The sequence below is a fragment of the Methanomassiliicoccus luminyensis B10 genome (genome assembly GCF_000308215.1).
GTDB lineage: Archaea > Thermoplasmatota > Thermoplasmata > Methanomassiliicoccales > Methanomassiliicoccaceae > Methanomassiliicoccus > Methanomassiliicoccus luminyensis.
Window position 1 is genome coordinate 1 of the sequence record NZ_CAJE01000001.1, and the last position, 21,560, is coordinate 21,560.

Sequence of the window (21,560 nt, forward strand, 5' to 3'; positions counted from 1 at the left end):
GAGTGTCAGAAAGGATTAAGCAATCTCTCCCGCATCCATTTGTTCGGATGAAGGTCATAGGGATCATGACCAAGAACTTCCGCTTCTTCTACGAGCTGGTCCAGCTCATGAAGGAAAGGAAGGAGCATTTCGTGGCCCTGGATTTCGGGGAGGACATCCCCGACACGGTGGGCGTGGTGATCACCACCGCCGAGGAGAAGTACAAGGTCAAGTTCCGCAAGGTGGTCGCCGGTGACCAGCCGGAGATCGTGCTGGACATGGCCCGCAACCAGCTAAGGGGGCGAGAGAGCTTTGACCTCCTGGTGGTCGGGATCGATCCGGGGATGAGGCCCGGGCTTGCCATCATAGGGGACGGCCGCGTCCTGGCGGCCGAGACGGTCAGCTCGCCGGAGCAGGTGGTCGACCAGATCGCCCGCTTCCGCAGGTGCTACCGCCACGGGCGCATCATCGCCAGGGTGGGGCACGGGGACCGGACCAACCGCAACCGGGTCATCCGATCCATCTGGAACTCCGTCGACGACGTGGAGGTGGTGGACGAGAGGGGCACCACCCGCCGCACCGAGGAGCCGGACGCCGATGCCGCCGTCTCCATCGCACTGTCGTCAGGATACCGGATGCCCTTCCCCCCGGAGGTGCAGCCGACCCCCGGGGAGGTGAAGGACATCCAGCGCCTCAGCCGCATCGAGAGCGGAGGCAAGGTTACCATCACTCACGAGCTGGCGGAGGCGGTGGCCAAGGGCGAGATCACTTTGCCTCAGGCTCTGACGGAACAGGGCAGAAAGTCCTCTCGATGACCTCGGTCTTGCTGATGTACGGCAGCTTCTGCAGGATCATGCCCTCCACCGTCATGGGCTCGAACTTCCTGGACAGCTCGATGGCCTGGTCCAGCTTGGCCTTGTTGTCCGCGTAGATGGTGAACAGCGGCTGCCCCTCGCACACGCGGTTCCCGCGCTTCATGTGCAGCAGGATCCCGGCCCCCTTGTCCTTGGGCGCGCCGGCGGCGCGGGCGAGCTGGACCAGCTGCTTGTTCTTTATGGCGTTGACGTAGCCGGTCTCGCGCGACACTATGTCGTAGGTGTACTTTCCGACCGGGATGTCCTCGGACTTGATGTTGGGGTCCCCGCCCTGAGCGGCCACGATCTCCCGGAACTTCTTGAGAGCTTCCCCTGAGGCCAGGATCTCCCGGGCCTTCCCTTCGCCTCCCTTTATGCCCCCCATGTCCAGGAGCATGCCCGCCATCCCGGCGGCCTTCTCGATGACGCTGCTGGGGTGCTGGTTCCCCTCCAGGATGGATATCGCCTCCCTGGCCTCCAGGGCCGGGCCGATGGCGCGGCCCACCGGCTGATCGCCGTAGGTGATGGCTGCCTCCACATGTATGCCGAGCTTGTCCCCGAGCTCCACGAAGTCCTTGGCGAAGGCCTGGGCCTTCTCCATGGTGGGGACCTTGGTGCCCTCGCCCACCGGGATGTCTATGACCAGGAAGTCCGCTCCCACGGCCTTCTTCTTGGACATGACCGATGCCAGCAGCTGGGCGTGGGGGTCTATGCCCAGGGGATGCTCGACCCTGATGATGACGTCATCAGCGGGGGCCAGGTTCATCGACCCGCCCCACGCCAGGGTGCCGCCGACGGACTCGGCGATGCTGCGGAGCTTGTTGGAATCGAGGTCCACGTTGGCGAAGACCTCCACGATGTCCGCGGTGCCGGCCGCCGAGCTGATGGCCCGGGACGATGTCTTGGGTATCAGCAGGCCCGCCGCCGCCACTATCGGGACCACGATGAGGGTGATCTTGTTCCCGGGGCTTCCGCCGATGGAGTGGAAGTCGAACACCGGGGAGCGGTCGAACTGGATGGTCTCGCCCGTCTCCACCATCGCCTCCGTGAGATCGGCGGTCTCCCTTATGTTCATCCCGTTGATCTCCAGCGAGGTAACGTAGGCGGTGAGCTCGACGTTGCTGAGGGTGCGCTCGGCGATGTCGTTCACGATGGCGCGTATCTCCGCGGTGGTCAGCTCCTTACCGGCCATCTTCTTCTTGATGAAGTCCACCGAGGCCGGGCGGGAGGTGCCGACGACCTCGATGACCTCGTCGGGGTCCGGGCCCAGCAGCTTGTACGCCCGGCCCAGGATGCCGACCTCGCCCTTGTTGACCACGGTGTCGGTGGTCTGTACGATGAACACCATGGAGTTCCTCTCGTGCTTTATCCTCACGCGGTCCTGCTCGCGGACCCCCAGCTCCCTGGCGTCCTCGTCGTGCAATACGCAGGTGTGCTCCGCCGTTTCCATGTCGATGTACTTTGCCTTGAGCTGCATGTAATCACTTCCACTTCATCATCGCTTCGCGCAGTTCCTTGTGGTCCTTGGAGTATTCGCTGAACGGTATGTTCAGGAAGGCCGCGTCCACCGCCTGGGCCATGGCCTTGGCCCCGCCCCGCACGCCGCCGGGGTGCCCGGCCACGCCGCCGCCGGCCTGTATCTGGACGTCGGTACCGGTGATCTTGACCAGCGGCTCGATGAGCGCCGGGTGCATCCCTCCGGAGCAGACCGGCATGGTCTGCTTGTACGGCAGCTCGGGACCGACGCAGGCCTCCTGGTTGGCCAGGTCCTCGGTCGGGGAGCCTTTCATCTTGCCCACGCCGAAGGTCCCCACGTGCAGGGCGTCCCCGCCGCACATGCGCACCAGCTTGGCGAAGACCACCATCGCCACTCCCATGTCCTTGTTCCTGGTGATGGCGCCGTGCATGGTCCTGTGGACGTGGATGGGCAGCTTGATGGAAGGGTCCTCGGCCAGCGCCTGCACCGCGGCGAACCCGCAGGTGATGACATCGACCATGAGCTCCGATGCTCCGAGATCCTGGGCCCGCTCGGCCACCTCCACGATCTTCTCGCCGTTGGTGGACACGTTGATAGCGTGCATCATGCGATGCCCCGTTTCCGCCTTCACGCGGTCGATGGCCTCGGCGATCGCTACGACGCGGTCCTCGAGGGGGCAGAACTTCTGGTTGGACAGCGTCTCGTCGTCCTTGCCGTTGGTCAGCCCGCCCATCCCGGCCTCGTAGATGTAGTCGGCCATCCCTTTCGGGGGCAGCCCGATCTTCGGCTTGACTATCGTCCCCACCAGCGGCTTCTCCGGCCTCTTGAGGATGTCCCTCATCCCCTGGATCCCGAACTTGGGGCCCTTGAACTCCCGGAGCATGCTCTGGGGAAAGAACACGTCCTCCAGGCGCACCCCCCTGATGGCCTCCAGGCCGAACAGGTTGCCGGAGATGACGCTGAGTATCTGGGGCACCCCGCCGATGTCCAGGCTGAAGTCGTCCGCGGGGTACGCGATCGTCGCCACGTTGCCCTGGATGTCGGTGACGAACCCGCTGTACTTCTCGAATATCTCATCGTTGAGGGTGGAGAGCCCGGTCCACGTGCCGGTGGACTGCTCGGTGGCGATGGCCGCGGCGGCCAGCTTGATGTCCAGATCGGTGGTGATCTTGTACTTGCAGATGACGAACGCGTCCGGGTCGACCTTCTCTCCCAGGCGCAGGTACTTCTCCGAATATTCCATGGTCAGTCCTCCGTTTCGAACAGGCTGTCCGGCCCTATCTCCTTGACGATCACTTCGTAAGCGGCATATGGCGAGATCAGGCCGATCTCGGTGACTATGGAGTCGATGAGCTCCGGAGGGGTAGCGTCGAACACCGGGTTGCGGACCCCCACGCCCTCGGGCAGCAGCTTCGGGTCGATGACCTCCGAAGCGTCCCTCTCCTCGATCTCCACCAGCTCCCCGTGCATGGTCTTGGGCGAGAACTTGTAGGTCTCGGCGCACACGATGAACGGCACCCTGGCCTCCCTGGCCGCCAGAGCGACCTGGGACGTCCCTACCTTGTTGATCAGCGCCCCGTTGGAGCATACGGTGTCCGCTCCGACCACGACGACATCGATGTCCTTCATGATCCACCGCACCGCGCTGTCGATGATGAGGGTCGAGGGGACCCCGGCGGCGGCGAGGTCGCGGACCGTCAGCAGGCCCTGCCTCCAGGGGCGGGACTCGGTGGCGTAGACCTTGATCTTCTTCCCGTCGGCGTGGGCGGCCTTGATTACTCCCAGGGCCGCCTTGCTGTTGCAATGGGTCAGAACGGTATCGCCGTCGCGGATGCGCCGCGAGCCGATGCGCCCGATCACCTCCACCGCCCTGCTGGACCTGGCCACGAACGAATCGGCGTTCTTCACCACGAGGTCGCGGAGGTCGGCGGCGCTCTCCGCCCCCGAGGTGCCGCGCATGGTGGCCTGGACCGCGTTCCACAGCGATATGGCGGTCGGCCTGGAATCCACCAGCGTCCGCTGGCCGTCGGCGAGCAGCTTCCGGAGCTTCCCCAGGTCATCACCCTGGTAGTCCAGCGCCTGCTGCTTGAGGGCCTCGGCGGCACTGCGCGCTATGAGCCCGGCGCCCCGGACCTTCATGGTCTTGATCGAATCGGCGATCTCTATGACTCCCATCGTTCCCCTCGAACCTCCCATGTTCCGGGGATGTCATATAGTTTAGGTCGTACGCTGTCTGGTGAATACCTTGCGCACCCTGTCGATACTGTATGTATTGAGAATATCCCCCGGCTCCAGCCAAGCCCGGCGGGCGGTGCCCACGGCCAGCTCCATATTGTCGAAATGACCCAGGCTGTGGGCGTCGGTGCCGATGCACATCATCACGCCGCGCTCCTTCGCTCTCCGGCAATTGAGGTCATTGAGGTCCAGCCGGTCGGGGAAGCCGTTGAGCTCGAGGAGAACGCCCTTGCTCTGGGCCTCGTCCATCACTCTGTCCAGGTCGATGTCGTACCCCGGCCGCTTTCCGATCAGGCGGCCGGTAGGATGGCCGAGTATGTTCATCTCTTCGTTCGACATGGCCGTCAGCACCCTGTCGGTCATCTCTCTCCGGTCCATCTTGAACCGCGAGTGCACCGAGCCGATGACGTAGTCCAGCTGGGCCAGGACGTCATCCGGGTAGTCGAGCGAACCGTCCTCCAGGATGTCCACCTCGGCCCCGCGCAGCACCGGGAAGCCCAGCTCATCGCTCAATTGACGGGCCTCCTCCACCGACGCGAGGAGGTAGTCGATGCTCAGCCCCCCGGCGATGCGCAGCGACTGCGAGTGGTCGGTGACGCCGATGTACCGGTACCCTCTCCGCTCGGCCTCCTCGGCGACCTCCCGCATGGTCGCTCTGCCGTCGCTCATGCTGGTGTGCACGTGGAAGTCGCCCTTGATGTCCTCCATGCTGACCAGGTTCGGGAGCCGATGCTCCAGGGCCGCTTCGATCTCCCCGCGGTCCTCCCTCATCTCCGGTGGCATGGGGTCCATTCCCAGCAGGCGGTAGATGCCGTCCTCGTCGCTCCCCGCCACCAGGGCGTCATCGTCCTTGCGGAACACCCCGTACTCGTTGAGCTTGTAGCCCTTCTGGATGGCGATGCGCCGCAGCTTCACGTTGTGCTCCTTGGACCCGGTGAAGTACTGGAGAGCGGCCCCGTAGCTCTCACGGGGCACCACCCTAAGGTCCACCTGGGTGCCGTCGGCCAGGCGCACCGACGCCTTGGTCCCGCCCCTGGCGATCACGGACGCGACCTGGGGGTGGGCGACGAACAGGTCCATGACCTTGTCGGGGCTGTCGCTACCGGCCAGGATGTCGATGTCCCCCACGGTCTCGCGCATTCGGCGCAAGCTCCCGGCCAAGCTCACGGCATGGGTGTGCCCCCTCATCCTGAGGTGCTCGGCGATGTCCCTGGCGATGGGGTAGGCATGTCCCAGGGGCATCCGGCCGGACTGCTTCTCCACCAGCGCGATGCCCTTGAGGATGTTCTCCTCCGACCTCTCCCCGAACCCCTTCAGGCCCCTTATCCGGTGGGACAGCGCGGCCTCCTTCAGCTCCTGGAGGCTGTTCACCCCCAGCTCCTGGCGGAGCCGAATGACCGATCTCGGTCCTACATCGGGCACGCTCATCAGCTGCACCAGCCCGGCGGGGAACTCCTGCCGCAGCTTCTCCAGCTCGGTGGACCGCCCCGTTCCCACGAGCTCCTTGATCTTCTTGGCGATGCTCTCCCCCACCCCCGGGATGGAGTCCAGATTCCCCTCCGCGACGAGGTCCTGGACATCCCTGCCCAGGTCTTCCACGCTCTGGGCCGCCTTCCGATAAGCGTTCCGCTTGAACACGTCCCCCTTGAGGTCCATCAGCTCGGCGAACTCGTACAGCATCTGGGCGATCTCGGCGTTGTTCATGACCCGCCTGCCTGGAGCGTTCGTTCCGGCATCCCTTTGATGGGCTTGCATGATATTTAGACTGCGGCCGGAGGAGCTGGCTCTCCTCTCCTGCTCAGCTATAAATGTCCCTGGGTCGATACGAATGTTCGAGAAGGTCGGCCAGCCACGGAGGCAACGCATGGAAAAGAGCAACCCATACCAGGTCGCGATCAGCCAGGTGAGGAACGTCGGGAGGATATTGGGCCTTGACGAAGGCATGATAGAGATCCTCACCAAGCCCAAGCGGGAGTTCACGGTGAACTTCCCGGTGAAGATGGACGATGGCAGCATCAAGGTCTTCACCGGCTACCGGGTCCAGCACAGCATCGCCAGGGGGCCGTGCAAGGGAGGCGTCCGTTATCACCCCGGCGTCACCCTGGACGAGGTCCGGGCGCTGTCCATGTGGATGACCTGGAAGTGCGCTACGGTGGGGCTCCCCTTCGGCGGGGCCAAGGGCGGGGTGATCTGCGATCCCAAGAAGATGAGCAAGGGCGAGCTGGAGCGGATGACCAGAAGGTTCACCACCGAGATCGCGCCCATCATCGGCCCCCATGAGGACATCCTCGCGCCTGATGTGTACACCGACGCTCAAACGATGGCGTGGATCATGGACACCTACTCCATGGGGGCAGGGTATTCCGTCCCGGGAGTGGTGACGGGGAAGCCCATCCACCTGGGAGGTTCGGAAGGAAGGGAGGAGGCGACCTCCCGAGGGGTCATGTATTGCATCAGGGAGGCGATGAACGTCAACGACATCGACCCCCAGCGGTCCACCGTGGCCATCCAGGGGTTCGGCAATGTCGGCAAGAACGCCGCCCGGCTGCTCAAGGACGAGCTGGGGGCGAGGATCGTGGCGGTGTCCGACTCCTCGGGCGGGGTGCACGACCCCGCCGGCCTGGACCTGGAGGCGCTGGAGGCGCACAAGAAGGCCACCGGCTCGGTCAAGGGCTTCAAGGGAGCGCGGGACATCACCAACGAGGAGGTCCTGGAGCTGGAGTGCACCGTGCTGGTGCCCGCCGCCCTGGAGGGCGTGATCGACGCCGGCAACGCCGGAAAGATCAAGGCGCGGATCGTGGCCGAGGGGGCCAACGGGCCGACCTCGCCGGAGGCGGACAGGATACTGTTCGAGAGGGGCATCACCCTGGTCCCGGACATCCTGTGCAACGCCGGGGGCGTCACCGTCTCGTACTTCGAATGGGTGCAGGACCTCCAGTACCTGTTCTGGTCGGCCGGGGAGATAAAGAACCGCCTCAATCAGATCATGACCTATGCCTTCGCCAAGGTGTACGCCACCGCGAGGTCGAGGAACGTGGACATGCGCACCGCCGCCTACATCCTGGCGGTCCAGGAAGTGGTCAAGGCTACCAAGGAGCGGGGCATTTATCCCTGATGACGTCTTCCGGATGCCGATAGGTCATGATGGAAGCGGTAGTCTCACTTTCCCTGCCCGACAACTGGATAACCGACGTGGTGGAGCAGTTCCCCTCGGTCATCAAGGTGATCGATTCAAAGACATCCTCCAACGGCGTGAGGGACCTCGTGCAGATCGAGGTGGAGAACGAGGATGACCTCCCCAAGGTCATCGAGCAGGTCCGCAACAACCCCAACATATTCAACGTGGACATCAGCGCCATCGACCGGGGAAAGGCCCTGGCCGTCTTCTCCACCAACCAGTGCATGGTGTGCCGCCTGCTTGCCGGGACGGAATGCTTCCTGACCGGCTCGACCACCCGGAACGGGAGGATGAGCTGGACCATGCTGGTCACCGAGAAGAAGGCCCTGCAGGACCTGATCGCGAACCTGGAGAAGCTGCAGGCCGGCCCCAAGCTGGTCAAGCTGACCGAGATCGCCGGGACCGACGAGCTCACTCAGCGCCAGGAGCAGATCACGCGGATGGCCTACGAGCGCGGCTACTTCGATTTCCCCCGCAAGGTGGCCCTCCGGGACCTCGCCAAGGCCTTCGGGATATCGACCTCTACGCTGTCGGAGATATTGCGAAAAGGGCAGCGCCGCATCATGACGAGGTACTTCTCGGAGCACCGCCAGTACTGAGATCTTTGACATCTGGCTCTCCATCCGGGCGGGGAAGGGGATCTGCGAATTCCAAGAACTTATAAATAACCCCCTCGTTGGTTGGACCGGCGGGGACCGAAGTGTCGGACGACAATACCATCTACATAGGGAAGAAGCCGACCATGAACTACGTGCTGGCAGTGGTCACCCAGTTCAACGGCGGCTCCAACGATGTCATCATCAAGGCCAGGGGGAAGGCCATCAGCCGGGCGGTGGACGTGGCGGAGATAGTGCGCCGCCGCTTCATCAAGGAAGCGCAGGTCAGGGACATCAAGATCGACACCGAGGTGCTTTCCGCCAGTTCGGGGGAGAGTGCCAACGTGTCCTCCATCATCATCAGCATGGGCCGGTGACGCGGCGAGGCCCTCGCGAGGTCACAGCACCGCGGCGGTGTTGCATTCCAGGTTGCTCATGACCTTCTGGTCCACGGCCGAGGGGTTGATGGCCAGCAGCAGGATGCTGCGCGAGGTTATGGCCAGGTCCACCATCGACTGCAGGAACTTCAGCACGTTGTTCAGATCGTTCTGCACGATGAGGTACTCCGTCCCCTCCAGGAGCACCACGCCGCCTTCCGCCTCCTTCATGAACCCGCGGGCCAGGGTGATCATGCGCCCCATGTCCGAGGGCGAGATGCACGGGTATGGAGAGGCCGATTCCCCGTTCTCCTGCCTGGTCAGCCAGTATGATGTGGTCCCCGGGCCGATGGCGGCCTGGTAGTCCCCGGGGAAGCGGCGGGTGATGCACAGCCCCCTGCCCCCCTCGGAGGTCAGCTCGCTGAACATGTTGACGGCGCGCTCGACGCCGGTGCCCTGGACGATGTACGCCCGCCCGGCGGCGATCCTCGGCGCGGCCCTGCGGGCCGGCACCTTCTCGAACAGGTCCACTCCGTTCTGGTCCCTGATGACGCGCTTCTTGTCCTTTATGTTCTGTCCGATCGACGAGCGCTTGCTCTTGGCCATGACCTGGATCTCCCGGGGGCTGTACCCGCGGGTGGTGAGGCCGATGAGGTCGTCCCAGGCCTGGTTAAGGCCGTCCTCGTACCCTTTAATGTAGCCCTTGAAATAATCCTGTCCTTCTGACACTGCATCCCGGGATTGCAATCACCTACGCGGATAAAAATGTTCTTTGGTCCCTTCGCGAAAAAAGAAGACCCACTCGCGCCTCGGCCGCTGCGCGGTCAGGACGTCGGCGGGTCATCCAGCAGTGCCAGCATGAGCGCTGGCCGTCGCCCCGGCCTGCTTGATTGATCGCCCCGACCCTGGCCGTCCTCTTGCCAGATCATCGGCCGCATGCCGCCATGCTGCGACGTTTTCTCCGGCAGGACGATACAAAGACTTAATGCGCTTCTCGACGTAGGGGCACTTCATGGGACGCCGGGCACGTTTCCGGGGGGCCAAGGCCACCCCTAAGACCCTGGAGAAGGACCTTCTCGAGAAGTCGAGGCTTTTGGCGGAGGACCCTTCCTTGCTCATGCCCGAATGCGCCGAGGGCTGCCGGGGCTGCGAGCTTAGGAAGCACATCGAGAAGATGGAGAAGGTGTCGGAGAACCGACACAACGAGCGAAAGCTCGACTTTGCCATGAACTGGGGCGACCAGCTCGTCCGGGCGTACGCGGCCACGATATCCCTGCACCTCGCCGGGAAGGTGCCGTACCTGGCGATAGCCCGCACTCCCATGGGGGAGGTGTCCTATGCGGTTCGAGGGAAGGTGGAGAGGGATAAGCTCATCGGTGTCCAGCATTACGACAATCCCGAGCTGAGGCTGATGGCGCTGTGGAAGATCGCGGAGAGCAACAACCTTCACATCTATTCCACGCAGGAGAAGGCCGTCTGCAGCCCACACGGCCCCCGGCCTCCCGCCGAGTACGTGGAGGAAATGCTCGCGGAGCTCCCCTACGACGTGGACGATGAAGGCAAATGCCCCCACCCCAAGGTCGAGGAGCGCTTGCTGATCAGGTGGAAGGGCGCCGATGTCGTCATCAGCGTGTGCCCGTCCTGCGTCAAGGATTCCAACACCGTCCACATCCTGGCCAGCCGGATCGCCGCCAAGGTGCCGACCGATGACTTCGACGTGGAGGTCATGACCGGGCTCAAGTGCACCTCCGACTGCGCGAGCTGCGGGGTGAAGGGAGCCTCGGACCTCAGCAAGGAACTTAAAGCGAAGTACCTCAAGGGCGAGCTGAACGATTCGGCCCTGCTCGAAGCGGCCTCCAAGGAGAGGCTGGAGCGCATCCGCAAGAACGAGGATGAGGTGTACCTCATCGGCGAGGAGTGTTTCGGCCAGGACAAGCAGCGGTTCCTGGCGGCGCTGAGGGGGAGCGACGCGGAGAAGGAAGCGATATCCAAGCTGATCTCCTCGCGCAAGCTGTGCATCCTCTCGCGCACGGACCAGGCCGCCAACCTCATCACCGACCTGTGGCCCCAGCACCGCGACGAACTCCTCGCCCAGGTGGCGTCCCCGGACGTGGTCAAGAAGGTCCTCGCGGAACGCTCCGAGCTCACCCCGTCCCAGATGGTGGTGGAGGCGTACCGCATGGAGAAGTTCAGGGGGATCGAGGCCACCCTGCCGCGGTACCGCAAGCTCGGCCCGGTAGGCTCCTACGCCGACCGGCTTGCCAAGGTATGCAAGACCGAGGGGAAGGAGGCGGCGCTGCGCCAGATCGAGAAAGGCAAGGGCACCGATCACAAGCTCCGCTCGGTATCCTTCGCGTTCATCGCCGCGCTGGGGGAAGGGCAGGGCAAGCAGTGGCAGTTCACCCGGGAGGAATCGGACTTCGGCGCGTACCTCGCCCCCTTCGCCCAGAAGCTCATCGAGGAGAGCGGGGAAGGCTACGCCGACGCGCTGAAGCTGCTCCTGGAAGCGTCCGGGGCGATGGAAGAGGTCGAGCGCGCTTAATCGAGAACTTTGATGTCCAGCACCATGTGCGAGACGCCGGGGGAGTAGGACTTCACTTCCTTCATCAGCATGACCTCGTAGCGTCGGCCCTTCGACGCTCTGGCAACGTTGTCCAGGGCCATCTGCGGCCACACCTCCAGCGGGAAGGTGTCCTGATAGTGGATGGTGCCGCCCGGCTTGACGAGATCGAACGCCTTCTCCAAGTGCTCGCCGGTCGTTCGAACGTATCCCATGATGACTCGGTCGGCGATCCTCTCCCCGGGCAGCTCCCTGTTGTCCCCGTGGAACAGCTGCACGACCTTCTCCACGCGGTTAAGCCGAACGTTCTCCTGGAGATATCGGAATGCCAGGGGGTTGATCTCGCAGGCGATGACCTTCGACGCGCCGGTATGCACCGCCAGCGGCAAAGTGAAGTAGCCGATGCCGGCGAACATATCGACGACGGTCTCCCCGGCGCAGTCGAGCGCGGCCATGCGCAGCTTCTCATCGATGTTCCCGGAGGAGAACATCAGCTTGGCGGCGTCCAGCTTATAGTATATGCCGTTCTCGAAGTGCACTGTCTCGGTGTCGGTGCCGTACAGGACCTCCATCTCCGGCGTCCTGTACACCCCCCTGATCCTGCCGACCTCACGGATCACCGCTTTGGCCTTGAGGACCTTGGCGTAGGAAGCCGCGGCCTCCCCGGCGTATGGCTCCAGCTGCTCCGGCACGCGGATGATGATGACATCGCCGATGTGCTCCCAGCGCTGCGGAAGAAGGGACTTCAGTTCCTCGGGGATGTCGGCGGCCTCGGCCGCCAGCTCCTGGGGGGAACGGTAGAAGGTCCGTTCCTGGGCCTGCCCGTCCACGATGGATATGCCAAGCTCCCGCTGCAGTTCCGGGTCCGGCTCGGCGCGAAGAGGCAGGAGGACATTTCCATCCTCCTCGAATATGCGGAGGTCCTTGCGCACCAGCCCCCTGCGGAACAGCTTCTTGCGCGCCGCCTCGGCGCGGTCGCGGGGGACCTTGGCTAGCATCATCGGGCCAACTAAAAGTGCGGGGCTATTTCACCCTTTGCTCGGAAGAACTCGAGCCTTGGGGCCTTTCGAGCTGGCTCATATTTTCCATCAGCTAAAATTCAATAGTCCGAACAACATGTGGAAGCGCTTGAGCATGAGCGAGACGGTCCTGTTCAGAGAAAGACTTCCTAAATACGTATTCAACAGTAGCAAAACGAATACCAAATCCTTGAAGATGTACCAATGGTCTTTCCGTCCGATAGCTGCCGGTCTGTTCCTGGGATCCCTATATGTACTGCTCGATCCCCAGGCTAAAGAATGGTCAGACCCTGGTGCGTTTATATTTGCGATGATCCTGGCCTGGACGGCAATCTTGTTGCAACTTTATAGAACAGAAAATCGCGACAAGGACACATTGGACGGCAGCTTAGCGACCACTATCTTCGAGGACCGCATATCTATCCCGCCAAGGCTCCGTCGAAAGTTGATCGGCAGACCTGATTATGTCCGTAAAGAGAAGATCGACCGTATCAGGATCAGGAGGGACTATGGCTTCCAGTACATCACGGAAAATGAGCCGGTTTACTGGGCCGACGCCCCCACTGGCCTCGTGATAGTAACGAGGTCGGGAAAGAAGGTAAGCTTGGGCAATAAGCCTCCCAGCACGGTGAGGGAAATCGTTGATGTCCTGATCCATCACTGGAACGTCCGGGTCGAGGACCCGGGATCAGGCATGGGTCGAGGGACGATAATAAAAGACCATGGGTCCGCCGGCGAATACTCCTTCGAAGAGATCATGAATATGAACTTGTTCGAATGGAAGGACTAGGACTTCCTCAGCAGCGACCCCAGCGCCTGCGGCGAGAACTTGATCAATGTCGGCACGGTCTTCAGCATGGGGCGGGCAAGCTTTGAAGGGAAGTCGATGTCACCGGTGGACAGCACCTCCTTGGCGTCGTCGCGGTCCATCATCCGTCCCACCTCGTCGAGCTTCTGGTCGCTCATCTTGGTATAGACCTTGCGCACCAGCATGCCCCGCTCCAGCTCTTTCCCGATGTCCGACCTCCACCTCTGCTCGTAGGACGAAAGATAGGAAGCGCTGACGTCGCCCTCCTCCAGGGCGTCCACCGCGGTCATGGCGGCCCACTTGGCCGCCCGCATTCCCGTGAAGAGCCCCCCGCCGGACAGCGGCTTGGTCTGCGCGGCGGCGTCCCCGACGATGAGGACATTGTCGGCATGAGTGATCTTGGGAGGGCCGATGGGGATCACCCCGGAGTAGGTGCGCAGCCGCTCGGCCCCCTGCAGCCCTCTCTTCCTAATAAGCTCGGAAAGGAACTTGCTGGGTGCCCCGGCCCCGTTGGACACGCACAGCCCTACACGAGTAAAATCGCCGCAGGGCAGCACCCAGGCGAAGAAGCCGGGGGCCACGTTCTTGCCCAGATACACTTCCACTTGAGATTGGATGTCCAGCACGGTGTCCAGGTCGACCTGCATCCCCCGCACGGTCTCCTTGGCCGGGCCGATGCCAGCCGCCGCCCCCACCGTGGACTTGTAGCCGTCCGCGCCGATGATCAGGGAGGTGGTCAGCTCTTCCTTGCCCTTCGGCCCCTCCAGGCGCACCCTCGCCTTCGCCCCCTCCTTCCGGAACCCCACGAACTTGCGGCCGGTGAGGACATCGGCGCCCTCATCGATGGCCCGGTCGCAGCAGTGGCGGTCGAAGGTGGTGCGGTCGATGACCATGGCCTTGACCTCGTTGGACATGACGTCGAGGACCCTCCCCCCCGGGAAGAACAGCTTGAACCCGCTGATGGCGTTGATGACGGAACTCTCGCCCCCGGCCATCTCCACCACGCGGGGATGGACGAGCCCGGTGCACTGCACCGGCGTGCCTACCTCGGGATGCTCCTCCACCACCAGCGTGGAGAAGGAAGCGGTCTGAGCGGCCACGGTGCTGCCCACCGGACCGCCGCCCACCACCACCAGCTCGGGATCCTCCATGGCCCAGAGAGAACAAATGCGGCTATTTTACCCTTTCCGGGAAAGAAGCTCAAGGCTTCTTGGGCACCTTGGCCCAATCGTCCTGGAACTTCTTGATCCCATTGTCCGTAAGAGGATGATTGAACATCTTCTTCAGAACGTCGTACGGAATGGTGGCAATGTGCGCGCCCAGCTGCGCCGCCTCGACCACGTGGATGGGGTCGCGCACCGACGCCACGATGACCTCGGTGTCGAAGTCGTAGTTGTCCAGGATGTTCATGATCTCGGAGATGAGCTTCATGCCGTCCTGGCCGATGTCGTCCAGGCGGCCCACGAACGGGGACACGTACCTTGCCCCGGCCTTGGCTGCCAGCAGCGCCTGCGCGGCCGAGAAGATGAGGGTCATGTTGACCGGGATGTCCTCGTTGGCCAGGGTCTTGGTGGCCTTCAGGCCCTCCTCGGTCATGGGGACCTTGATGACCACGTTCCTGTTGATCTTGGCCAGCTCCCTCGCTTCCGCCACCATGTCGGCGGCCTTGGTGCTCATGACCTCGGCGCTGATGGGCCCGTCAACGAGCTTGCATATCTCCCCCACCAGGGTCCTGAAGTCGGTGTTCTCCTTGGCCACCAGGGAGGGGTTGGTGGTGACCCCGTCCAGGATCCCCCAGCTGTTCACTTCCTTTATCTTGTCCAGGTTAGCGGTGTCGATGAATATCTTCATTGCTTCTTCCTCCTGATGACGTCCTCGGCCGCGGCGGCCACCTTTTCACTGGTAAGCCCGTAGCGGCGCATCAGCGCCTCGCTCTCCCCGGACTCTCCGAAGCAGGCGGGGGTGCCGATCCTTCTCTGCGGGACGGGATGGTGGTCGCCGAGGAACTCGCTGACCGCTCCTCCCAGGCCCGATTCTATGGAATGCTCTTCCGCCGTCACTACCCCGCCGGTCTTCCTGACCGAGCGGAGCAGCGTCTCGCCGTCCAGCGGCTTGATCGTCGACATGTTGATGACCTCGGCGGATATGCCCTTGGCCTGCAGCTCCTCGGCCGCGTCGGCGCATATCGCCACCATCTGCCCGCACCCCACCAGGGTGACGTCGGTACCTTCCCTGATGACGGTGGCCTTCCCGATGGTGAACGGCGAGTCCATGGTGGTGACCATCGGCACGTCCGATCGTCCCAGCCTGACATAGCAGGGCCCATTGTGCTCGGCGACGGCCTTCACGGCCTTGTACGCTTCCACCCCGTCGGCGGGAACGATGACGGTCATGTTGGGGAGCACCCTCATGAGGGCGATGTCCTCCAGGGCCTGGTGCGTCGCCCCGTCCGGTCCTACGGTGATGCCGGCGTGGGTGGCGACGATCTTGACATTGAGGTTCGAATAGGCGATGGACTGCCTGATCTGGTCCCAGCACCTCCCCGTCGCGAACACCGCGAAGGTCGAGGCGAAGACGGTCTTCCCTGAAACGGCCAGCCCGGCGGCGGTGCCCATGAGGTTCTGCTCGGCGATGCCGCAGTTGAAGAACCGCTCGGGGAACTTCTTGGCGAAATCGACCGTCCGGGTGGACGAGGAGAGGTCTCCGTCCAGCACCACCACGTCGGTGCGCGCCTTCCCGATCTCGACGAGGGCGTTGCCGTACTCCTTCCTCTGGCTGGTATAGACCCACTTCATTGCGGTTCCCCCAGTTCCTTCAGGGCGATGCGGTACTCGTCCTGGTTGGGCGCCTTCCCGTGGAAAGCCACGGCGCCCTCCATGAACGACACGCCCTTTCCCTTGATGGTGTTGGCGATGATCACGGTCGGCTTGCCGGTGACCTGCTTGGCCTTATCGCATGCTTCGAGTATCTGCCTCATGTCATGCCCATTGATCTCGATGACGTTCCAGCCGAAGGCCCTCCACTTGTCGCCCAGGGGCTCCAGTGACATTATCTGCTCGGTCGGTCCGTCGATCTGCATCCTGTTGCGGTCGATGATGGCGGTGACGTTGTCGATCTTGTAATGGGATGCCAGCATGGCCGCCTCCCAGTTCTGGCCCTCCTGCATCTCCCCGTCTCCGCACAGGCAATAGATGCGGGTGGCGCGGCGGTCCAGCTTGGCCGCCAGGCCCATGCCGTTGGCTACGCTCAGTCCTTGTCCCAAGGAACCGGTGGAGATCTCGATACCAGGGGTCTTCCTGCGGCAGGGATGCCCCTGCAGGTGCGAGCCCAGCTGGCGTAGCGACGTCAGGTCCTTCACCGGGAAGTACCCTGCCTCGGCCAGCGCTGCGTAGTACGCCGGCGCGGCGTGCCCCTTGGACAATACCAGCTTGTCCCGGCCCTCCCACTTGGGATCATCGGGGCGGTGCTTCATGACCTTGAAGAAAAGAGCGGCAATGATGTCAGCGTAGGAAAGGGAGCCCCCGGGGTGCCCGGACTGCGCGGCATAGGTCATCTTGATGACGTGCCTGCGGATCAGATTCGCTTTTGCCTCCAGGGTCTTGATGGTCTGCTCGTCGTATAAGGTCAAATTGGTACACCTTCGTGGGGAGGGGATTGGTGAATAATCGGGCCGTGATTAAAAAGCTTTTGGAGCAACAGCCCATGCATCCAGATTATGCCTCGCCTCGCCGGTCCGGCGGCCGATGTGAGCGATGGGGGAAGGAAAAGGAAATGGTTGAAGGAGGGCGGGAAGATCAATCGCTCTCGATCCTCGGCGCCAGCAGGTAGTTGACGCTGCCCTTCTTGTCCGCTATGTCGAACTGCAGCTTCACCGGGTAGTCGCTGCCCAGGTTGATGGACACCACCGACCCTCCGGGTATGGAGCGCACCATATTGGAGAAGTAGTCCAGGGGGAACAGGCTCCTCACCTTCTCATCGCACTCGATGGAGATCAGCAGCTCCTTGGGCAGCTTCAGGCTGACCGAATCGGTGTCGCCCTCGGAGAACATCTCGAAACCGTCGGGAGAAGCGGTCAGGGCGATGTGGTCCGAGACGGACTCGGCGGCGCGGATGCCCTTCTGCAGCTCGTCGGAGGTGACGGCGATCTTGGTCGGGAGGCTGACGTTCGGCACCTTGGGGTCGTTCATCCCGGTGGTGTCGACCAGGTTCATGCGCCGGGTGATGTTGCCGACGTGGAGCACCAAGCGGTTCTTGTCCTCGTCCTGCTCCATCTCGATGACGTCGCCGGAGCGGGCCAGCCTCAGGACCTCCTTGATCTTGTCCAGGTCCACCCCGATCTCGGTGTCGTCGGCGGAGAACTCCTCGAAGGCGGTCCTCTCCACCCTCATGTCCACCATGGCCACGTGGGCCGGGTCGACGGCCTTCAGTTCCATACCCTCCGGGTCGATCTTGAACTTCGCCTCGTCAACAAGGGTCGAGACCACATCGACAATGCCTTTCAGGGTCTCAGATTTGATTTTCGCGTGAAACATTAATTTCCCCCGGCTAAATATGTTTTGAAGGTAAAGCGGTTGCCCATCATAAACCTTTCAGTAAAGATGGGCCAGTTCAGTACTTTCTCCACCTGTGCCCGCACTTGCAGCAGGTGAGGAAGGTCGTCTCCGGTTCGTCCGATTTCCTGGTCTGCCTAAGATACCAATAGGCCTCGTTGTGCCCGCACTTGGGGCAGGTAACGTTGGTCTTGGGCATCACGCCCTCGATGCCGTCAACTACTGGGCAGTCCTCTACCTCTTTCTTCTTCTGGACCGTCTTGATGGTCTGTCCTCCGGCCACCGGCTCCTGGTGGCCGCACTTGCACGTCACCACGCCGTCCTTGGCCTGGGTCGGGAACAGAAGCGATCCGCACTTCGAACAGAACATGATTATTTCGCCGGTCTTCCCAAAATCAGCCTTGTATAAAAGGGTTCCCCGCAGGTCTTGACCGGATACGAAAAAGGTGCGCCAAGCACCCCCGCGTTCAGGGAGAACGGTGTTGAAGCGAATGGCAGCCCGTACGGCGTTGCGCGTAGGGCACCATGCGGTGTCCGATGCCGCCGGGACCTGCCTGCTGGTCAAGGCAGGGGGCTCGGGACTGTCAAGGCCCGCATGTTCTCACGATCGGAGCATTGACCGTTCCAGCGTCCTCCAGTCCCCGGGACCGCCGGCGCCCATCGGACCGGGTCCTGGCTCAGATGAACTCCCAGTCCGTCTTCTCCTCGCTGCTGCGGCGGACCGGGCGGGCCTCTTCCGCCGCCCTCCTCTGGACCCTGCGTTCCACGCCCTTCTGCTGCTGGCTCATGGACTGCGCCCTCTCCCTCATGGCCCTGCGCTCCCTCATGGCGATGGGGTCCTCCTCCTCGACGATCTCCCTCCTGGCGGTGCGGAAGGGCATGGGTTCGACGTCCGTCATGGGCTCCGCGCCTATCATCCTGAGGTCCTCGAACCCGAGGGGCTGCCTGCCCCTGCGCTCCACCGTCCGGGCCTCCGGGGCGTTATTTCTGTTACCCTCCACGATTATGGTGGTGCTGGTCCCCCTGCTCATGCGGGCCAGGAGCTCCAGCTCCCTCCTGTTCTGCTGGGAGAGCACCCCGCCGATGTAGGCGAACGCCACGGTGGTGACGTAGCTCTCCAGGCCGACGTTGGACGCCGCGTGCAGGGATGTGAAGAAGGAGGTCAGGTACATGTCCACGAACTCGATGTACGGCTGCATCACCGGGACGTTCGTGGCGATGAGCGCCGCGATGGCCTCCGGGCTGAGGTCTATGCCGTAGATGACGGTGGGCAGGACGCTCCACTTCACCAGGGTGCTGATGATGAAGATGAACACTACCGGGAACAGCGCCGCGATCACGCCCTTCCAGGGCGCCCCGGCCCTTCGCCCCCCCACATACCCGGCTATCATCTGGCCGAATATGGGCAGCCACCACAGCAGGAGCGACAGGGTGAAGGTGTACTTCATGGCGCTCCAGAAGCTATAGGTGACGGGACCGTCGAACTTCTTGGCCTCCTCGTCGTCATAAGTGTCGGAAAGATGATAGACCCCGCTGCGGACCAGCGAGCTGGTCGTCTCATCATCTATCCTCGTTCCCTTCCGTAATAGAGGCACTCCCATCCCCCGGGTCGGACATATGTCCGACAAAGGGAGCTATGGCGCGGTGACTATAAATGTCTTAGCATGCTGCCCGCCGGAAATAGAACAAGCCAGCGTCAGGGCAGGTGGTAGTGCATGCCGCTGTCGATAAGCGCCTTCTTGGTGCTGGCCAAGGTGACCGCGGTAGGCATGGTGCGGTGCCTCAATATCTCGTCCAGCGGCATGTCCAGGTACTCGGCGAAGACCTTCAGGCGGTCCAGGGGGAAGGGCTGCTTCCCCAGCATGATCTGTCTGACGCTCCACCCGGGGTGGACCCGGGAGCGGTAGCCCAGTTCCCGCCCCAGCTGATTCACGCTCCCGGCCTTCTCGATGCCTGTCTTGAAAAGCACGACCCGAAAGCTCGAGGCCAGCCAGACCTTGTCATCCTGCTTGCTGTTGGTCCAGGGCAGCTCTCCCATAACATTGTTCTCTGACACGAGAACATCGAATTCGAAGGAGGTTATTATCCTTTGCATTTCGGTTCGGGGATGGATGAAGCATCATCGCGGCCAGCGGTGGATGGATGCTCTCGGACCACGAACATCAAATTAAAATACTCTACTTTTAGTAGCGGTTGCAGTAGAGAGACGCATGGGGAACTATAGAAAGGTCCTTAATATCAAGACCGCATCGGAAGGCGATATAGTCGACCTTACCGGTCATTTAAGGGAGGCGGTGGCGGCGTCCCGTCTAAAGGACGGCCTGGCCTGCGTGTTCGTCGGCCATTCCACCGCCGGCCTGTTCACCATCGAGAACGAGGAAGGTCTCCAGAAAGACATGAGGGATGCCCTGCAGCGCCTGTTCCCCAAGGAGATGGACTACGACCATCACCGGCGGTGGGGCGACGGCAACGGGCATTCCCACATCCGCTCCTCGTTCCTTGGAACGTCCATGACGGTGCCCTTCCACGACGGTACCCTCGACCTGGGCACCTGGCAGCAGGTGGTCCTGATGGAGCTGGACAACCGCGGAAGGGACAGAAAGGTAATTGTACAGATCCTTGGAGATTAAAAGGAGGTAAATGATATGAAAATCAAGTTCTTAGGCGGCGCAGATGTGGTCGGGAGGATGGGTATGCTCCTCCAGAACAAGGGTGCTACCCTGCTCTTCGAATATGGAATGACTGCGTCCAAGCCCCCCCAGTACCCGCTGGCCGCTCCTCCGGTGGACATGGCGTTCCTGACGCACAGCCACCTGGACCACTGCGGCATGATGCCCTGGCTATGCGGCAAATATGACACCGAGGTCGTGGCCACCCCCACCACCATAGATGTGGCGGAGCTGCTGGTGCGCGACTCCCTGAAGGTCGCCGATGCCGAGGGGTACCCGAAGCCATACGACGAGCAGGACATCCGGACCATGATGCGCAACATGACCCCCATGACCTACGGCGAGGTCATGGACGTGGGAGGCTTCGAGGTCGAACTGCACCCCGCCGGGCACCTGCCCGGCGCCGCCATGTACGAGCTGCGAGGCGAAAGCACTACCATGTTCACCGGGGACATCCACACCTACAACATGAGGCTGGTGTGGGGCGCCCACCCGGTAAAGGTCGACAACCTCATCATCGAGGGCACCTACTCCGGACGCCTGCACCCCGACCGCATGAAGACCGAGTACGAGCTGATCGAGAAGGTCAAGGAGGTCGTGGAGCGGGGCGGTAGGGCCATCCTGCCGTGCTTCGCGGTGGGCCGCACCCAGGAGCTGATGCTCATACTCAAGGACCTCAAGTACAACATGTGGGTCGACGGGATGGGGAAGGCCATCACCCGGCACTACCTGGAGCGGCCGGAGTACATCCGTTCGGAGAAGGCCCTCAAGGCGGCCCGGCGGAAGTTCCACGAGGTGCGCACTCCCCAGGACCGCAAGCAGGCCCGCAAGGAGGCCCAGGTCATCGTCACTACCGGAGGCATGCTGGACGGCGGCCCCGTACTGTCGTACATCGACGACGTGAAGGACGATCCCCGCAGCGCCATCCTGCTGAGCGGCTACCAGGTCGAGGAGTCCAACGGCTACAGGCTGCTGAGGGACGGCTTCATAGAGGTGCAGGCGGTGAAGGAAGAGCTCAAGAGGCCGGTGAAGATCAAGTGCGAGGTCAAGAAGTACGACCTCAGCGCGCACGCCGACCAGAACGAGCTGCTGGCGTTCATCAGGGCCTGCGACCCCGAGAAGGTAATCATCATGCACTCCGATGATCGCGAGCCTCTCGCCCAGGCGGTCCGGGGAGAGGGCCTGCAGGTCCTCCTCCCCAAGGCGGAGGAAGAGATCGAGCTATAAGCCGGGTGGATTTAATACCCCGACGCCCCAT

General features: G+C 62.7%; 22 protein-coding genes. 8 read left to right on the forward strand and 14 right to left on the reverse strand.

The window, feature by feature from the left end:
* Nucleotides 1–47 precede the first annotated feature (47 nt).
* Nucleotides 48–794, forward strand: a complete 747-nt coding sequence (locus WYS_RS00005; RefSeq protein WP_019176102.1) for a hypothetical protein — start codon at nt 48–50, stop codon at nt 792–794.
* On the opposite strand, the gene WYS_RS00010 is transcribed toward WYS_RS00005, so the two are convergent.
* The 4 genes from WYS_RS00010 to polX are packed head-to-tail and all read right to left on the reverse strand — an operon-like array spanning nt 745 to nt 6,249.
* On the reverse strand, nt 745–2,310 hold the full coding sequence (locus tag WYS_RS00010) for an AMP phosphorylase (protein WP_019176103.1): 1,566 nt from the start codon (nt 2,308–2,310) through the stop codon (nt 745–747). The two genes, WYS_RS00005 and WYS_RS00010, sit on opposite strands and share 50 nt — an antisense overlap.
* Nucleotides 2,311–2,314: 4 nt before the next feature.
* Entirely contained in the window at nt 2,315–3,553 is a 1,239-nt protein-coding gene (locus WYS_RS00015) for a RuBisCO large subunit C-terminal-like domain-containing protein (protein ID WP_019176104.1), read from the reverse strand.
* A gap of 2 nt (nt 3,554–3,555) precedes the next feature.
* Nucleotides 3,556–4,485, reverse strand: a complete 930-nt coding sequence (locus WYS_RS00020; RefSeq protein WP_019176105.1) for a ribose 1,5-bisphosphate isomerase — start codon at nt 4,483–4,485, stop codon at nt 3,556–3,558.
* A gap of 42 nt (nt 4,486–4,527) precedes the next feature.
* Nucleotides 4,528–6,249: a DNA polymerase/3'-5' exonuclease PolX gene (gene polX / locus WYS_RS00025; RefSeq protein ID WP_019176106.1), complete on the reverse strand. Its 1,722-nt coding sequence runs from the start codon at nt 6,247–6,249 to the stop codon at nt 4,528–4,530.
* 160 nt (nt 6,250–6,409) lie between these two features.
* On the opposite strand from polX, the gene WYS_RS00030 reads away from it, so the two are divergent.
* The 3 genes from WYS_RS00030 (at nt 6,410) to albA (ending at nt 8,696) form a co-directional block, all read left to right on the forward strand.
* Nucleotides 6,410–7,660 (forward strand): Glu/Leu/Phe/Val family dehydrogenase, encoded by a 1,251-nt coding sequence (locus WYS_RS00030; protein WP_026068644.1) that lies wholly within the window; start codon nt 6,410–6,412, stop codon nt 7,658–7,660.
* A 29-nt stretch (nt 7,661–7,689) separates the two neighbouring features.
* Entirely contained in the window at nt 7,690–8,322 is a 633-nt protein-coding gene (locus WYS_RS00035) for a helix-turn-helix domain-containing protein (protein ID WP_236993951.1), read from the forward strand.
* A 101-nt stretch (nt 8,323–8,423) separates the two neighbouring features.
* Nucleotides 8,424–8,696 (forward strand): DNA-binding protein Alba, encoded by a 273-nt coding sequence (gene albA, locus WYS_RS00040; RefSeq protein WP_019176109.1) that lies wholly within the window; start codon nt 8,424–8,426, stop codon nt 8,694–8,696.
* Between the two features lie 21 nt (nt 8,697–8,717).
* Here the strand turns inward: albA and WYS_RS00045 are convergent, their stop codons facing one another.
* Nucleotides 8,718–9,425 carry a DUF835 domain-containing protein gene (locus tag WYS_RS00045; protein WP_019176110.1) on the reverse strand — a complete coding sequence of 236 codons (708 nt, stop codon included), beginning with the start codon at nt 9,423–9,425 and terminating at the stop codon, nt 8,718–8,720.
* Between the two features lie 283 nt (nt 9,426–9,708).
* Here WYS_RS00045 and WYS_RS00050 point away from each other — a divergent pair, with 283 nt between their 5' ends.
* Nucleotides 9,709–11,238, forward strand: coding sequence for a hypothetical protein (locus WYS_RS00050; RefSeq protein ID WP_019176111.1), 1,530 nt, complete (start codon nt 9,709–9,711; stop codon nt 11,236–11,238).
* Here WYS_RS00050 and WYS_RS00055 read toward each other — a convergent pair.
* Nucleotides 11,235–12,257 (reverse strand): class I SAM-dependent methyltransferase, encoded by a 1,023-nt coding sequence (locus WYS_RS00055; protein ID WP_019176112.1) that lies wholly within the window; start codon nt 12,255–12,257, stop codon nt 11,235–11,237. The genes WYS_RS00050 and WYS_RS00055 overlap by 4 nt on opposite strands.
* 133 nt (nt 12,258–12,390) lie before the next feature.
* On the opposite strand from WYS_RS00055, the gene WYS_RS00060 reads away from it, so the two are divergent.
* On the forward strand, nt 12,391–13,065 hold the full coding sequence (locus tag WYS_RS00060) for a hypothetical protein (RefSeq protein WP_147654551.1): 675 nt from the start codon (nt 12,391–12,393) through the stop codon (nt 13,063–13,065).
* Here the strand turns inward: WYS_RS00060 and WYS_RS00065 are convergent.
* From WYS_RS00065 to WYS_RS00100, 8 genes are all read right to left on the reverse strand, one after another.
* Complete coding sequence (locus WYS_RS00065) at nt 13,062–14,234, reverse strand: geranylgeranyl reductase family protein (protein ID WP_019176114.1); 1,173 nt, start codon at nt 14,232–14,234, stop codon at nt 13,062–13,064. The two genes, WYS_RS00060 and WYS_RS00065, sit on opposite strands and share 4 nt — an antisense overlap.
* Nucleotides 14,235–14,283: 49 nt before the next feature.
* Entirely contained in the window at nt 14,284–14,934 is a 651-nt protein-coding gene (fsa, locus tag WYS_RS00070; protein ID WP_019176115.1) for a fructose-6-phosphate aldolase, read from the reverse strand.
* A complete protein-coding gene (locus WYS_RS00075) occupies nt 14,931–15,878 on the reverse strand; it encodes a transketolase family protein (RefSeq protein ID WP_019176116.1) in 948 nt (315 codons plus the stop codon). The genes fsa and WYS_RS00075 overlap by 4 nt, the downstream gene beginning before the upstream one ends.
* The gene (locus WYS_RS00080) at nt 15,875–16,711 is read right to left on the reverse strand and encodes a transketolase (protein WP_019176117.1); all 837 of its coding nucleotides are present in this window, start codon (nt 16,709–16,711) and stop codon (nt 15,875–15,877) included. The genes WYS_RS00075 and WYS_RS00080 overlap by 4 nt, the downstream gene beginning before the upstream one ends.
* A gap of 166 nt (nt 16,712–16,877) precedes the next feature.
* Nucleotides 16,878–17,615, reverse strand: a complete 738-nt coding sequence (pcn, locus tag WYS_RS00085) for a proliferating cell nuclear antigen (pcna) (protein ID WP_019176118.1) — start codon at nt 17,613–17,615, stop codon at nt 16,878–16,880.
* A gap of 76 nt (nt 17,616–17,691) precedes the next feature.
* Nucleotides 17,692–18,003, reverse strand: a complete 312-nt coding sequence (locus WYS_RS00090; RefSeq protein ID WP_019176119.1) for a transcription factor S — start codon at nt 18,001–18,003, stop codon at nt 17,692–17,694.
* Between the two features lie 307 nt (nt 18,004–18,310).
* The gene (locus WYS_RS13765) at nt 18,311–19,228 is read right to left on the reverse strand and encodes a hypothetical protein (RefSeq protein ID WP_147654552.1); all 918 of its coding nucleotides are present in this window, start codon (nt 19,226–19,228) and stop codon (nt 18,311–18,313) included.
* A 101-nt stretch (nt 19,229–19,329) separates the two neighbouring features.
* Nucleotides 19,330–19,689: a hypothetical protein gene (locus WYS_RS00100; RefSeq protein WP_147654553.1), complete on the reverse strand. Its 360-nt coding sequence runs from the start codon at nt 19,687–19,689 to the stop codon at nt 19,330–19,332.
* A 154-nt stretch (nt 19,690–19,843) separates the two neighbouring features.
* Between WYS_RS00100 and WYS_RS00105 the strand changes: the two genes are divergently transcribed.
* Together WYS_RS00105 and WYS_RS00110 are read left to right on the forward strand one after the other, a co-directional pair.
* Nucleotides 19,844–20,263 (forward strand): secondary thiamine-phosphate synthase enzyme YjbQ, encoded by a 420-nt coding sequence (locus WYS_RS00105; protein ID WP_019176122.1) that lies wholly within the window; start codon nt 19,844–19,846, stop codon nt 20,261–20,263.
* Between the two features lie 15 nt (nt 20,264–20,278).
* Entirely contained in the window at nt 20,279–21,529 is a 1,251-nt protein-coding gene (locus tag WYS_RS00110) for an MBL fold metallo-hydrolase (protein ID WP_019176123.1), read from the forward strand.
* Nucleotides 21,530–21,560 lie beyond the last annotated feature (31 nt).

Bases quoted from the DNA above. Each gene is read 5' to 3' on its own strand.
- WYS_RS00015 (WP_019176104.1), bottom strand. From the start codon at position 3,553: ATGGAATATTCGGAGAAGTACCTGCGCCTGGGAGAGAAGGTCGACCCG.
- WYS_RS00010 (WP_019176103.1), bottom strand. From the start codon at position 2,310: ATGCAGCTCAAGGCAAAGTACATCGACATGGAAACGGCGGAGCACACC.
- WYS_RS00035 (WP_236993951.1), top strand. From the start codon at position 7,690: ATGGAAGCGGTAGTCTCACTTTCCCTGCCCGACAACTGGATAACCGAC.
- WYS_RS00090 (WP_019176119.1), bottom strand. From the start codon at position 18,003: ATGTTCTGTTCGAAGTGCGGATCGCTTCTGTTCCCGACCCAGGCCAAG.
- fsa (WP_019176115.1), bottom strand. From the start codon at position 14,934: ATGAAGATATTCATCGACACCGCTAACCTGGACAAGATAAAGGAAGTG.
- WYS_RS00065 (WP_019176114.1), bottom strand. From the start codon at position 14,234: ATGGAGGATCCCGAGCTGGTGGTGGTGGGCGGCGGTCCGGTGGGCAGC.
- WYS_RS00020 (WP_019176105.1), bottom strand. From the start codon at position 4,485: ATGGGAGTCATAGAGATCGCCGATTCGATCAAGACCATGAAGGTCCGG.
- WYS_RS00105 (WP_019176122.1), top strand. From the start codon at position 19,844: ATGGGGAACTATAGAAAGGTCCTTAATATCAAGACCGCATCGGAAGGC.
- WYS_RS00110 (WP_019176123.1), top strand. From the start codon at position 20,279: ATGAAAATCAAGTTCTTAGGCGGCGCAGATGTGGTCGGGAGGATGGGT.
- WYS_RS00060 (WP_147654551.1), top strand. From the start codon at position 12,391: ATGAGCGAGACGGTCCTGTTCAGAGAAAGACTTCCTAAATACGTATTC.
- WYS_RS00075 (WP_019176116.1), bottom strand. From the start codon at position 15,878: ATGAAGTGGGTCTATACCAGCCAGAGGAAGGAGTACGGCAACGCCCTC.
- WYS_RS00005 (WP_019176102.1), top strand. From the start codon at position 48: ATGAAGGTCATAGGGATCATGACCAAGAACTTCCGCTTCTTCTACGAG.
- pcn (WP_019176118.1), bottom strand. From the start codon at position 17,615: ATGTTTCACGCGAAAATCAAATCTGAGACCCTGAAAGGCATTGTCGAT.
- WYS_RS00055 (WP_019176112.1), bottom strand. From the start codon at position 12,257: ATGATGCTAGCCAAGGTCCCCCGCGACCGCGCCGAGGCGGCGCGCAAG.
- polX (WP_019176106.1), bottom strand. From the start codon at position 6,249: ATGAACAACGCCGAGATCGCCCAGATGCTGTACGAGTTCGCCGAGCTG.
- WYS_RS00050 (WP_019176111.1), top strand. From the start codon at position 9,709: ATGGGACGCCGGGCACGTTTCCGGGGGGCCAAGGCCACCCCTAAGACC.
- WYS_RS00030 (WP_026068644.1), top strand. From the start codon at position 6,410: ATGGAAAAGAGCAACCCATACCAGGTCGCGATCAGCCAGGTGAGGAAC.